Here is a 12879-nt window from a genome sequence, read left to right as displayed (position 1 = left end):
CCACCCTTCGCCGCCCACTTAGGAGGCTCGATGTCCTTCACCCGCAGACAAATGCTCACCGGCCTGGCCGGTCTCGGTGTGCTCGGCCTCGCCGGCGGCGGCGCGCGCTACTGGCTGGGACAACCAGCCGACACCGCGACCCACGACTACGAGTTGATCGCCGCGCCGCTGGACGTCGAGCTGGTGCCCGGGCATACGACCCGCGCCTGGGCCTACGGCGGCCAGGCGCCGGGCCTGGAGCTGCGCGCGCGCCAGGGCGACTGGCTGCGGGTACGCTTCGTCAACCGGCTGCCGGAGCCGAGCACCATCCACTGGCACGGCATCCGCCTGCCGCTGGAGATGGACGGCGTGCCCTACCTGTCGCAGCTGCCGGTGCTGCCCGGCGAGTACTTCGACTACCGCTTCCAAGTAAAGGATGCCGGCAGCTTCTGGTACCACCCGCACACCGCCAGCGGCGCGCAGCTGGGTCGCGGCCTGGTCGGCCCCTTGATCGTCGAGGAGCGCGAGCCGAGCGGTTTCCGCCACGAGCGCACCTTGAGCCTGAAGAGCTGGCACGTCGACGAGCAGGGCGCCTTCCGCGATTTCAGCGTGCCGCGCGAGGCGGCGCGCGGCGGTACCCTGGGACGCTTGAGCACGATCAACGGCGTGCACGCGCCGACCCTCGAGCTGCCGGCCGGACAGGTCGTGCGCCTGCGCCTGCTCAACCTCGACAATACCCAGACCTACCGTCTCAACCTGCCGCAGGCCGAGGCGCGCATCTACGCGCTGGACGGCAACCCGGTGGCGCCGCAGCCGCTGGGCAAGGAGTACTGGCTGGGCCCGGGCATGCGCATCGAGCTGGCCCTGCGCGTGCCGGCGGCTGGCGTGGAGTTGCCGCTGCGCAACGGCCCGCTGCGCCTGGCGACCCTGAAAAGCGTGGCCAGCAGCGAGCCGGCCGGTGACTGGCCGCCGGCTCTGCCGGCCAATCCGATCGCCGAGCCGGACCTGGCCGGCGCCGAGACGCTGCGTTTCAACTTCGAGTGGACCGGTGCGGTGTCGGTCAACCTGGCGCAGGGCGCCGCGCACAGCTTCTGGCAGGTCAACGGCCAGGCCTGGGACATCGCCGACCGGAGCTGCGCCGAGCGGCCGATCGCCACCCTCAGGCTGGGGCAGAGCTACATCCTCGAGCTGCGCAACCTCAGCCAGTATCAGCACCCGATCCACCTGCACGGCATGAGCTTCAAGGTGCTGTCGTCCAACCGGCGGAGGATCGACGCGCCCTGGTTCACCGACACCTACCTGCTGGGCAAGCAGGAGACCGCGCGGGTGGCGCTGGTGGCCGACAATCCGGGCACCTGGATGTTCCACTGCCACGTGATCGACCACATGGAGACCGGGCTGATGGCGGCGATTGCCGTGGTCTAGCTCGCCCGGGCTTGACTCCGCGGCGGCTTTTCCCAAACTGGCGGACTTCTTCACGCATCCAGCCGACCGCCCATGAAAAGACCACTGATCATCGACCGCAGCCACGACGAGCGCTTCATGCGCGAGGCGCTGGCGCTCGCCGCCTTGGGCGCCGAGCGGGGCGAGGTGCCGGTGGGCGCGGTGCTGGTGGTGGGCGGCGAGATCGTCGGCCGCGGCTTCAACTGCCCGATCTCCACCCACGACCCCAGCGCCCATGCCGAGATGGTGGCGATCCGCGATGCGGCGCGGCACCTGGAGAACTACCGGCTGCCCGGCAGCACCCTGTACGTGACTCTGGAGCCGTGCAGCATGTGCGCCGGGCTGATCGTGCACTCGCGCATCGGCCGGGTGGTCTACGGCGCCACCGAGCCGAAGGCCGGTGTGGTGGAAAGTCGCGGGCGCTTCTTCGAGCAGGCCTTTCTCAATCACCGGGTGCTGCTCGAGGGCGGGCTGCTGGCGGCGGAGTGCGGGGCGATCCTCAGCGAGTTCTTCCGCCTGCGCCGGCAGAAGGCCTGAGTCCGTGCTGTCGCGCCGTGACCGGCGGACCTACAGGCGCGGTTCGACCTTGGGCGGCGTCTTGTCGACGCCGGGCTGGTGCAGGCCGCGGTCGGCGACCTGGCTGCCTTCCAGCTGCGGCTGGGTGACCCAGGTGAGGATGTCGTAGTAGCGGCGGATGTTGTTGACGAAGTGCACCGGCTCGCCGCCGCGGGCGTAGCCGTAGCGGGTCTTGGTGTACCACTGCTTCTGGGACAGGCGCGGCAGGATCTTCTTCACGTCCAGCCACTTGTTGGGGTTCAGGCCGGCTGCGGCGGTCAGCTTGCGGGCATCCTCCAGATGGCCGCCACCGACGTTGTAGGCGGCGAGGGCGAACCAGGTGCGGTCCGGCTCCTTGATGCTGTCCGGCAGGCCGGCGTGCACTTCGGTGAAGTAGCGGGCGCCGCCGTGGATGCTCTGCTTGGGGTCCAGGCGGTTGGCCACGCCCATGGCCTGGGCGGTGCGCTGGGTGAGCATCATCAGGCCGCGCACGCCGGTCTTCGAGGTGGCCTCGGGCTGCCACATCGACTCCTGGTAGCCGATGGCGGCCAGCAGGCGCCAGTCGACCTTGTAGTTCTCGGCGGCCTTGAGAAAGTGCTGTTCGTACCGCGGCAGACGCTGCTGCAGGTGGCGGGCGAAGGTGTAGGTGCCGACGTAGCCGAGCACCTCGGCGTGCCCGTAGTAGCGCTCCTTGAGCTCCTGCAGGGTCTTGTCGGTCTGGGCCTTGTCGAGAAAGGCGTTGATTGCCTGCAGCAGGCTGGCGTCCGCGCCCGGCGCCACGGCCCAGGCCAGGTGCTGGTTGCTGTCCAGATCGAAGGCGACGCGCACGTTGGGGAAGGAGAACTGGTTCATCGCCAGCTCGTTGGAGCCGACCAGGGTGAGGTCGATCTGTCCCTCGTCGAGCATGCCCAGCAGGTCGACCACCTCGACCTCGTCGGACTCGGTGTACTGCAGTTCGGGCAGGCGCTGCTTCAGCTCGGCCAGGCGCTCGGCGTGGACGCTGCCCTTGACCACGGTGATGCGCTTGCCGACCAGCTGTTCGGGCTTGGTCGGTCGTGGCTGGCCATGGCGGTGCACCACCTGCAGGGTGACGTCCAGATAGCCGTGGCTGAAGCGTGCCAGCGGGCTGCGGCTGGCGGATTCGATCAGGCCTGCGGCGGCCAGGTGCGGGCCGTTGGGGGCGTTGAGGCGGGCGTACAGCTCGTCGAGGCTGTTGGCGATCTCGATCTCCAGCTTGACCCCGAGGCTCTTGGCGAAGCGTTCGGCGAGGTCGTACTCGAAGCCGGTTTCGCCGTGGCGGTCCTGGTAGTAGGTGGTCGGGCTGTTGCGGGTAATCACGCGCAACACGCCTTCCTCCTTGACTCGCTCGAGGGCGGTGGGTTGTTCGCCACACGCGCTGAGCAGCAGGATCAGGACGGTCGTCAGCAGCCAGACGCTGTGACGCAGGCGTTGTGCAATGAGGCTGAGCATGGCTGAAGTATACGCAAAGCCGGGCAGGGGCCATACATCGACCGTCGGCTAACGTGGCCGCGGCCGCACAGCCGACGGCTGCGGGTGCCGGGCTGGCTGCTTTGCGCTAGAATGCGCAGTCTTTCGCACTCCCTTGCCCAAGAGGCTGTTCCGACAATGCTGATCCTGCGCGGCACTCCCGCTCTTTCCGCCTTCCGTCACGGCAAACTGCTCGAGCAACTGACCCAGAAGGTTCCTGCGGTTACCGGTCTGTACGCCGAGTTTGCCCATTTCGCTGAAGTGTCCAGCGCACTCGACAGCAACGAGGAACAGGTGCTGGCCCGTCTGCTGCAGTACGGTCCGAGCGTCCCGGTGCAGGAGCCGCAAGGCCGTCTGTTCCTGGTGGTGCCGCGCTTCGGCACCATCTCGCCGTGGTCGAGCAAGGCCAGCGACATCGCTCGCAACTGCGGCCTGGGCAAGATCCAGCGCCTCGAGCGCGGCATCGCCTACTACGTGGCCGGCGAGCTGTCCGCGGCCGAGGCCGAGCTGGTCGCCGCGACCCTGCACGACCGCATGACCCAGCTGGTGCTGGCGCAGATGGATGAGGCGCAGGCGCTGTTCAGCCACGCCCAGCCCAAGCCGCTGACCGTGGTCGACGTGCTGGGCGGCGGTCGCGCCGCGCTGGAGGCCGCCAACGTCGAGCTGGGCCTGGCCCTGGCCGAGGACGAGATCGACTACCTGGTGAAGAGCTTCGGCGAGCTGGGGCGCAACCCCCACGACATCGAACTGATGATGTTCGCCCAGGCCAACTCCGAGCACTGCCGGCACAAGATCTTCAATGCCAGCTGGGACATCGACGGCGAGAGCCAGGACAAGTCGCTGTTCGGCATGATCAAGAACACCTACGAGCTGCACCGCGAAGGCGTATTGAGCGCCTACAAGGACAACGCCTCGGTGATCGAGGGCTTCACCGCCGGGCGCTTCTTCCCGCAGCCGGGCAGCCACGAGTACGCCGCCCACCAGGAGCCGGTGCACATCCTGATGAAGGTGGAGACCCACAACCACCCGACCGCCATCGCCCCGTTCCCCGGCGCCTCCACCGGCTCCGGCGGCGAGATCCGCGACGAGGGCGCCACCGGTCGCGGCTCCAAGCCCAAGGCCGGCCTGGTCGGCTTCACCGTCTCCAACCTGCAGATCCCCGGTTTCGAGCAGCCGTGGGAGAAGCCCTACGGCAAGCCAGAGCGCATCGTCAGCGCGCTGGACATCATGATCGAGGGCCCGCTGGGCGGCGCCGCGTTCAACAACGAGTTCGGCCGTCCCAACCTGACCGGCTACTTCCGCACCTTCGAGCAGGCCATCGACACCCCGCATGGCGAGGAAGTGCGCGGCTACCACAAGCCGATCATGCTCGCCGGCGGCCTCGGCAACATCCGCGCCGAGCACGTGCAGAAGGGCGAGATCTCGGTCGGCGGCAAGCTGATCGTGCTCGGCGGTCCGGCCATGCTGATCGGCCTGGGCGGCGGTGCTGCCTCGTCGATGGCCACCGGCACCAGCTCCGCCGACCTCGACTTCGCCTCGGTGCAGCGCGAGAACCCGGAAATGGAGCGCCGCTGCCAGGAGGTCATCGACCGCTGCTGGCAGATGGGCGAGCAGAACCCGATCAAGTTCATCCACGACGTCGGCGCCGGCGGTCTGTCCAACGCCCTGCCGGAGCTGATCAACGACGCCGGCCGCGGCGGCCGCTTCGAGCTGCGCAACGTGCCCAACGACGAGCCGGGCATGAGCCCGCTGGAAATCTGGTGCAACGAGTCGCAGGAACGCTACGTGCTGTCCGTCGACGCCGCCGACCTCGACACTTTCCGCGAGATCTGCGAGCGCGAGCGCTGCCCGTTCGCGGTGGTCGGCGAGGCCACCGCCGAGCCGCAGCTGACCGTGAGCGACAGCCACTTCGGCAACAACGCCGTGGACATGCCGCTCAACGTGCTGCTCGGCAAGGCGCCGCGCATGCACCGCTCGGTGAGCCGCGAGGCGGAGCTGGGCGACGACTTCGCCGCCGCCGGCCTGGTGCTGGACGAGGCGGTCGAGCGCGTGCTGCGCCACCCGGCGGTGGCCAGCAAGAACTTCCTGATCACCATCGGCGACCGTTCGATCACCGGCCTGGTAGCCCGCGACCAGCTGGTCGGCCCGTGGCAGGTGCCGGTGGCCGACTGCGCCGTCACCGCCACCGCCTTCGACGTCTACACCGGCGAGGCCATGGCGGTCGGTGAGCGCACCCCGCTGGCCCTGCTGGATGCCCCGGCGTCCGGACGCATGGCGATCGGCGAGACCATCACCAACCTGGCTGCGGCGAGCATCGACAAGCTCTCCGAGATCAAGCTGTCGGCCAACTGGATGGCCGCCGCCGGCCACCCGGGCGAGGATGCGCGCCTCTACGAGACCGTCAAGGCGGTCGGTATGGAGCTGTGCCCGGCGCTGGGCATCACCATTCCGGTCGGCAAGGACTCGATGTCCATGAAGACCCGCTGGCAGGATAACGGCGAGGACAAGAGCGTCACCTCGCCGCTGTCGCTGATCATCTCCGGCTTTGCCCGGGTCAACGACATCCGCCGCACCCTGACCCCGCAGCTGCGCCTGGACAAGGGCGCCACCGACCTGGTGCTGATCGACCTCGGCCGCGGCCAGAACCGCATGGGCGGCTCGATCCTCGCCCAGGTCTACAGCCAGATCGGCCGCAGCGTGCCCGACGTCGACGACGCCGAGGACCTCAAGGCGTTCTTCGCGGTGATCCAGGGCCTCAACAGCGATGGCCGCCTGCTGGCCTACCACGACCGCTCCGACGGCGGCCTGCTGGCCACCGTCACCGAGATGGCCTTCGCCGGCCACTGCGGCCTCGACCTGCAGCTCGACGCGCTGGCCAACAGCCGCGAGGAGCTGGGCGCCGTGCTGTTCAACGAGGAGCTGGGTGCCGTCATCCAGGTTCGCCAGGGCGACACCGCCGAGGTGCTGGCGCAGTTCAGCGCCGCCGGTCTGGGCGACTGCGTGGCGGTGATCGGTCAGCCGCTCAACGGTGGCGACATCCGCCTGCACTGGCACGGCGAGACCGTGTACAGCGCCGAGCGGCGAATCCTGCAGCGCATCTGGAGCGAGACCAGCTACCGCATCCAGCGCCTGCGCGACAACGCCGAGTGCGCCGAGCAGGAGTACGACGGCCTGCTCGAGGAAAACAACCCCGGCCTGTCGGTCAAGCTGGCCTTCGACGTCAACCAGGACGTCGCCGCGCCCTACATCAAGAAGGGCGTGCGTCCGCGCATGGCGATCCTGCGCGAGCAGGGCGTCAACGGCCAGACCGAGATGGCGGCCGCCTTCCACCGCGCCGGTTTCGCGGTGGTCGACGTGCACATGAGCGACATCATCGCCGGTCGCGCCAGCCTGGAGGATTTCAAGGGCCTGGTGGCCTGCGGCGGCTTCTCCTACGGCGACGTGCTCGGTGCCGGTGGCGGCTGGGCCAAGTCGGTGCTGTTCAACAACCGCGCCCGCGACAACTTCAGCGCCTTCTTCGCGCGCAAGGACAGCTTCGCCCTCGGCGTGTGCAACGGCTGCCAGATGCTCTCCAACCTGGTCGAGCTGATCCCCGGCAGCGAGGCCTGGCCGCGCTTCGTGCGCAACCGCTCCGAGCAGTTCGAGGCGCGGGTGGCCATGGTCCAGGTGCAGGAGTCGGCGTCGATCTTCCTGCAGGGCATGGCCGGCTCGCGTCTGCCGATCGCCATCGCCCATGGCGAGGGGCATGCCGAGTACGCCAGCGAGGAAGCCCTGCTGCAGGCCGACCTGTCCGGCGCGGTGGCGCTGCGCTTCGTCGACAACCACGGCAAGGTCACCGAGACCTATCCGGCCAACCCCAACGGCTCGCCGCGCGGGATCACCGGCCTGACCAGCCGCGACGGGCGCGTCACCATCATGATGCCGCACCCCGAGCGGGTGTTCCGCGCCGTGCAGAACTCCTGGCGTCCGGACGACTGGCAGGAAGACGCCGGCTGGATGCGCATGTTCCGCAACGCGCGGGTCTGGGTCGACTGATCCGCGCCGTCGCCCGTCCAGCGCCTGGTGCGCTGGCGGGCGTGTCGGTCATCGAGGGCGTGCGCAAGCGAGCGGACGCCCTTTTTTGCATCTGTGCCGCGGGCTTTGGCCGGGAATCTGCCGCCGCTCGGCGGATCGTGCCGACAAGCCGTCAAGGAGGAGGCGCCAGAGCGCCAGCGGTTGTGGCAGGATAGCGGCCTGCGGGCATTGCTGCCGATTCACCCCTTCGTGCCGGAGACCTTGATGTACAAGCTGTGTTTCTTCGTTCCCGAGTCCCATCTGGACGCGGTCAAGACCGCGATCTTCGCCACCGGTGCCGGGCGCATCGGCGAGTACGACAGCTGCTGCTGGCAGACCCTCGGCCAGGGCCAGTTCCATCCGTTGCCGGGCAGCCAGCCCTACGTCGGTGCCCAGGGCGAGCTGGCCCAGGTGGCGGAGTGGAAGGTCGAGCTGGTGGTGGCGGACGAGCTGATCCACGCCGCGGTCAAGGCGCTCAAGCAGAGCCACCCCTACGAGACGCCGGCCTTCGACGTCTGGCGGCTGTCGGACATGGTGTTCTAGGCGCGATCCCGTCCGAAACCCGCCCTGAAGCGAAAAAGGTGCCGCATCCCCGGATGCCGGCACCTTTTTTATTGTGCGCAGATTCTGGCGGCTGAGCTCAGGGGCGGATTTCGATCAGCGTGCCGTCCTTGACCAGGCTCCACACCTCGCGCATGTCGTGGTTGCGCATGGCGATGCAGCCTTCGGTCCAGTCGAGGGTGTGGAAGTACCACTCGGGGTATTCCTCGTCCAGCGGGGTGCCGTGGATCATGATCATGTCGCCCGCCGGCAGGCCCTTCTGTTCGGCATGCTGGCGGTCCCGCTCGTTGGGGTAGGAGATGTGCATGGACAGGTTGTACTTGTCGCTGTTCTTGCGCCAGTCGATCCAGTAGAAGCCTTCCGGGGTGCGCTTGTCGCCCTGATAGCGCTTGGGGCCGTTGGGCTGCTTGCCCAGCGAGACCCGGTAGCTCTTGAGGATTTCGCCACGGCTGAGCAGGTGCAGCTTGCGCTCGGACTTGACCACCAGCACCTTGTCGACCGCCGTCGGCGACTCCAGGCTGGGCGTGCTCATGGCCTGGGGCAGGCTGGTGAAGAAGAAGCAGAACAGGACGATCAACCAGCGCATGACGGGCATTCCAGTGCAAACCAGGGTGGCCGTCAGCCCGGCGGCCGGTTGTTCATGCAGCGCGCCGCAAGGGCTGATGGTCGCGCTGTGCCACGGTAAGGGCCGGACTGTTGCCGGCGGTGACTATGGGTGAATTTTAGGTGAGTGCCGAGGGTGGGGGAAGGGCGGCGGTGGGCAAATGTCTGCGTGCGTCGCCTTCGGCAAGCCGGGGCTTGGGCGTGCCCGGCCTTTCGTGCCATGATTCGTTCACCATCAATGACGAGAGTGTCCCATGCTGGACGTGCTGCGCCAACGCGTACAGGCCCACAGTCCCGGTTCCCTGCCCAGTGAGAAATCCTTTCCCGAAGCGGCGGTGCTGATGCCGATCACGCGCAGCGCGGAGCCGCAGCTGGTGCTGACCTTGCGCGCCAGCGGCCTGTCCACCCACGGTGGCGAGGTGGCCTTTCCCGGCGGGCGGCGTGATCCGGAGGACGAGTCGCTGGTGTTCACCGCCCTGCGCGAGGCGCACGAGGAGGTGGGGCTGGCGCCGGGACTGGTCGAGGTCATCGGCCCGCTCAGTACGCAGATCTCCCGTCACGGCATCAAGGTCACCCCCTACGTCGGCTTCATCCCCGACTACGTGGAGTTCAAGGCCAACGACGACGAGATCGCCGCGGTGTTTTCCGTGCCGCTCGACTACTTTCGCGAGGATCCGCGCGAGATCACCCATCGCATCGACTACCTGGGCTACAGCTGGTACGTGCCCAGCTACCGCTACGGCGGCTTCAAGATCTGGGGGCTGACCGCGATCATGATCGTCGAGCTGGTCAACCTGATCTACGACGCCGGCATCGAGATGCACCAGCCGCCCGAACACTTCAGCCACTACCGTTGATTCGCCAGCCCGAGAGGACAATGCCAATGAAATACCGCCTGGGCGATGCCCGTGTCGAAGCTCATCCCGACAGCTGGGTGGCTCCCGATGCCAGCCTGATCGGCAAGGTGCGCCTGGATGCCGACGCCAGCGTGTGGTTCGGCGCCGTGCTACGCGGCGACAACGAGCTGATCCACATCGGCGAGGGCAGCAACGTGCAGGATGGCAGCGTGCTGCACACCGACATGGGCTGGCCGCTGACCCTCGGCAAGGGCGTCACCATCGGCCACAAGGTCACCCTGCACGGCTGCACCGTGGGCGACCACAGTCTGGTCGGCATCGGGGCGGTGGTGCTCAACGGCGCGAAGATCGGCAGGTACTGCCTGATCGGCGCCGGCGCGCTGATTCCCGAGGGTCGCGAGATTCCCGACGGCAGCCTGGTGATGGGCGTGCCGGGCAAGGTGGTGCGCATGCTCACTGAAGAACAGATGCGCGGCCTGGAGAGCAATGCCGCGCACTACGTCGACAATGCCCGCCGCTATGCCCGCGAGCTGGTCGAGCAGGCCGGCTGATGGCCGAGCTGCCGCCGTCGGACGCGCCGGAAAAGCCGGTCGCCTCGCCCTGCGTGTACGTCTGCGCGCTGGACGACGATGACATCTGCGTCGGCTGCCAGCGCAGCGGCGAGGAAATCACCCGCTGGGGGCGCATGGACAACGCCGAGCGTCGTGCGGTGCTCGCGCGCTGCCACCAGCGCGCCCTGGCTGGCGGACTCTTTCTGGTAAAACCCAATCCCCTCTGAAGGAAGCATTCCGTGACCATGATCGGAACCCCGCTGTCGCCGAGCGCGACCCGTGTGCTCCTGTGCGGCTCTGGCGAGCTGGGCAAGGAAGTCGCCATCGAACTGCAGCGCCTGGGCTGCGAGGTGATCGCCGTCGACCGCTACGCCAACGCGCCGGCCATGCAGGTGGCGCATCGCAGTCACGTGATCAGCATGCTCGACGGTGCCGCCCTGCGTGCGGTGATCGAGCAGGAGCGGCCGCACTACATCGTCCCCGAGATCGAGGCGATCGCCACCGATACCCTGGTCGAGCTGGAAGCCGAGGGCTTCACCGTGGTGCCCACCGCGCGTGCGGCCAGGCTGACCATGAACCGCGAGGGCATCCGCCGCCTGGCCGCCGAGGAGCTGGGCCTGCGCACCTCGCCGTACCGCTTCGCCGACTCCTTCGCCGACTACGCCGCCGCGGTGGTCGAGCTGGGTTTCCCTTGCGTGGTCAAGCCGATCATGAGCTCCTCCGGCAAGGGCCAGAGCCTGCTGCGCGGCGAGGCCGACGTGCAGAAGGCCTGGGACTACGCCCAGGAAGGCGGTCGCGCCGGCAAGGGCCGGGTGATCGTCGAGGGCTTCATCGACTTCGACTACGAGATCACCCTGCTCACCGTGCGCCACAGCGGCGGCACCACCTTCTGCGCGCCGGTCGGCCACCGTCAGGAGAAGGGCGACTACCAGGAGTCCTGGCAGCCGCAGGCGATGACGGCGCAGGCGCTGGCCGAGTCCGAGCGCATCGCCTGCGCGGTGACCGAGGCCCTCGGCGGGCGCGGCCTGTTCGGCGTCGAGCTGTTCATCAAGGGCGACCAGGTGTGGTTCAGCGAGGTGTCGCCGCGCCCGCACGACACCGGCCTGGTGACGCTGATCTCCCAGGATCTCTCCGAGTTCGCCCTGCACGCGCGGGCCATCCTCGGCCTGCCGATTCCGGCGATCCGCCAGTTCGGTCCGTCCGCCTCGGCGGTGATCCTGGTCGAGGGCGAGTCGCGCGCGGTGCGCTTCGGCAACCTCGGCGCGGCGCTGGCCGAGCCGGATACCGCGCTGCGCCTGTTCGGCAAGCCGGAAGTCAGCGGTCAGCGGCGCATGGGCGTGGCGCTGGCGCGTGACGAGTCGATCGAGGCGGCGCGCGCCAAGGCGCTGGCCGCGGCGCAGGCGGTCAGCGTCGAGCTGTAACGCCAGCTGCGCAACGCAAAAGGCCGGCCACTCTCGCGAGGGCCGGCCTTTTCGTTTCGTCAGCGCGGCTCAGTGCTCGGCGCTGGCCTCGTCGGGCGGGCTGTCGGCGCGCCAGGCGCGCACGTGCTTGACGCGGTTTTCCGCCGGCTCGAGGATTTCCAGGCGGTAGGGACCGATCTTCAGGCACACGCTGCTGTCGGGGATGTTTTCCAGCGCTTCGGTGACCAGGCCGTTGATGGTCCGCGGGCCGTCGCAGGGCAGGTGCCAGTCCAGTTCGCGGTTGACCTCGCGGATGTTGGCGCTGCCGTCGATCACGTAGCTGCCGTCCTCCTGCGGGTGCACGTCCGCCGCGCGCTGGCTGGGCTGGGTGGTGAATTCGCCGACGATCTCCTCGAGGATGTCCTCCAGGGTGACCAGGCCGATCACCTCGCCGTATTCGTCGACCACCATGCCCATGCGCCGCTTGTGCTTCTGGAAGTTGATCAGCTGGGTCGACAGCGGGGTGTTCTCCGGCACGAAGTAGGGCTCCACGCAGGCGCTGCGCAGCGCCTCGCAGGTCAGCTGGCTGTGGGTCAGCAGACGGGCGATGCGGCGCATGTGGATCACCCCCTCGACCTGGTTGAAGTCGTGCCGGTAGACCGGCAGGCGGGTGTGGGTGGTGGTGCGCAGCTGGGCGATGATCAGCTCGAGATCCTGCTCCAGGTCGATGCCGACCACCTCGTTGCGCGGGATCATGATGTCGTTGACCGTGACCTTCTCCAGGTCGAGGATGCCCAGCAGCATGCTCTGCCGGTCGGCTGGCAGGCCTGGTCCGGATTCGCGCACCACGCTGCGCAGTTCCTCGGTGGACAGGCTGTCCTGGCGCGCCTGGGCCGGGTCGACGCCGAACAGACGCAGCAGGCCGTTGCTGATCGCGCCGGTGAGCCACACCAGCGGATAGAACAGGCGCATCAGCAGCAGCAGGAGGTGGCTGGCCGGGTAGGCCACCTGCTCGGGGCGCAGGGCCGCCAAGGTCTTGGGGGTGATCTCGCCGAAGATCAGGATGACGATGGTCAGCAGTACCGTGGCGATGGCGATGCCGGCGTCGCCCCACAGCTCCACGGCGAGCACGGTGGCAATCGAGGCGGCGAGGATGTTGACGATGTTGTTGCCGACCAGGATGGTACCGAGCAGGCGGTCCGGGCGGTCGAGCAGTGCGCTGGCGCGGCGCGCGCCCTTGTGCCCCTCGCGCACCAGATGGCGCAGGCGGTAGCGGTTGAGGCTGAGCATGCCGGTCTCCGAACTGGAGAAGAACGCCGAGCAGATGATCAGGAAGACCAGCAGGCCGAACAGAAAGCTTGAATGGAAGTCGCCCACGGCGTCAGGTGC

The 12879-nt window shown here is 68.4% G+C and carries 11 protein-coding genes; 8 read left to right on the top strand and 3 right to left on the bottom strand.

The annotated features are described in order from the left end of the window. The first annotated feature begins 30 nt into the window (after positions 1-30). Together BM297_RS12460 and tadA are read left to right on the top strand one after the other, a co-directional pair. Positions 31-1404: a multicopper oxidase family protein gene (locus tag BM297_RS12460; RefSeq protein WP_092431983.1), complete on the top strand. Its 1374-nt coding sequence runs from the start codon at positions 31-33 to the stop codon at positions 1402-1404. 72 nt (positions 1405-1476) lie between these two features. Next, a complete protein-coding gene (tadA, locus tag BM297_RS12455; protein ID WP_092431981.1) occupies positions 1477-1959 on the top strand; it encodes a tRNA adenosine(34) deaminase TadA in 483 nt (160 codons plus the stop codon). 30 nt (positions 1960-1989) lie between these two features. Here tadA and mltF read toward each other — a convergent pair whose 3' ends face one another. Then, positions 1990-3447 carry a membrane-bound lytic murein transglycosylase MltF gene (mltF, locus tag BM297_RS12450; RefSeq protein WP_092431979.1) on the bottom strand — a complete coding sequence of 486 codons (1458 nt, stop codon included), beginning with the start codon at positions 3445-3447 and terminating at the stop codon, positions 1990-1992. Between the two features lie 156 nt (positions 3448-3603). Here mltF and purL point away from each other — a divergent pair, with 156 nt between their 5' ends. Both purL and BM297_RS12440 read left to right on the top strand, forming a co-directional pair. Further along, positions 3604-7500 (top strand): phosphoribosylformylglycinamidine synthase, encoded by a 3897-nt coding sequence (gene purL / locus BM297_RS12445; protein ID WP_092431977.1) that lies wholly within the window; start codon positions 3604-3606, stop codon positions 7498-7500. 243 nt (positions 7501-7743) lie between these two features. Further along, positions 7744-8061, top strand: a complete 318-nt coding sequence (locus tag BM297_RS12440; protein ID WP_092431975.1) for a YqfO family protein — start codon at positions 7744-7746, stop codon at positions 8059-8061. Between the two features lie 97 nt (positions 8062-8158). Here the strand turns inward: BM297_RS12440 and BM297_RS12435 are convergent, their stop codons facing one another. Beyond that, entirely contained in the window at positions 8159-8665 is a 507-nt protein-coding gene (locus BM297_RS12435; protein WP_092431973.1) for a L,D-transpeptidase family protein, read from the bottom strand. A 271-nt stretch (positions 8666-8936) separates the two neighbouring features. Here BM297_RS12435 and BM297_RS12430 point away from each other — a divergent pair, with 271 nt between their 5' ends. From BM297_RS12430 to purT, 4 genes are read left to right on the top strand one after another with little or no spacing between them, the layout of a single operon-like run. Further along, positions 8937-9539 carry a CoA pyrophosphatase gene (locus BM297_RS12430; RefSeq protein WP_092431972.1) on the top strand — a complete coding sequence of 201 codons (603 nt, stop codon included), beginning with the start codon at positions 8937-8939 and terminating at the stop codon, positions 9537-9539. A gap of 26 nt (positions 9540-9565) precedes the next feature. Further along, positions 9566-10090: a gamma carbonic anhydrase family protein gene (locus BM297_RS12425; protein ID WP_092431970.1), complete on the top strand. Its 525-nt coding sequence runs from the start codon at positions 9566-9568 to the stop codon at positions 10088-10090. Then, the gene (locus BM297_RS12420) at positions 10090-10317 is read left to right on the top strand and encodes a DUF1289 domain-containing protein (RefSeq protein ID WP_092431968.1); all 228 of its coding nucleotides are present in this window, start codon (positions 10090-10092) and stop codon (positions 10315-10317) included. The genes BM297_RS12425 and BM297_RS12420 overlap by 1 nt, the downstream gene beginning before the upstream one ends. 12 nt (positions 10318-10329) lie before the next feature. Beyond that, complete coding sequence (gene purT, locus BM297_RS12415; RefSeq protein ID WP_092431967.1) at positions 10330-11511, top strand: formate-dependent phosphoribosylglycinamide formyltransferase; 1182 nt, start codon at positions 10330-10332, stop codon at positions 11509-11511. A 69-nt stretch (positions 11512-11580) separates the two neighbouring features. On the opposite strand, the gene BM297_RS12410 is transcribed toward purT, so the two are convergent. Continuing rightward, positions 11581-12867, bottom strand: a complete 1287-nt coding sequence (locus BM297_RS12410) for an HlyC/CorC family transporter (RefSeq protein WP_092431965.1) — start codon at positions 12865-12867, stop codon at positions 11581-11583. Positions 12868-12879 lie beyond the last annotated feature (12 nt).

Source organism: Geopseudomonas sagittaria (genome assembly GCF_900115715.1).
Classification (GTDB): Bacteria; Pseudomonadota; Gammaproteobacteria; order Pseudomonadales; family Pseudomonadaceae; genus Geopseudomonas; species Geopseudomonas sagittaria.
Note: the sequence above shows the minus strand (reverse complement) of the source record. Positions and strands in the feature narration are given on the sequence as shown.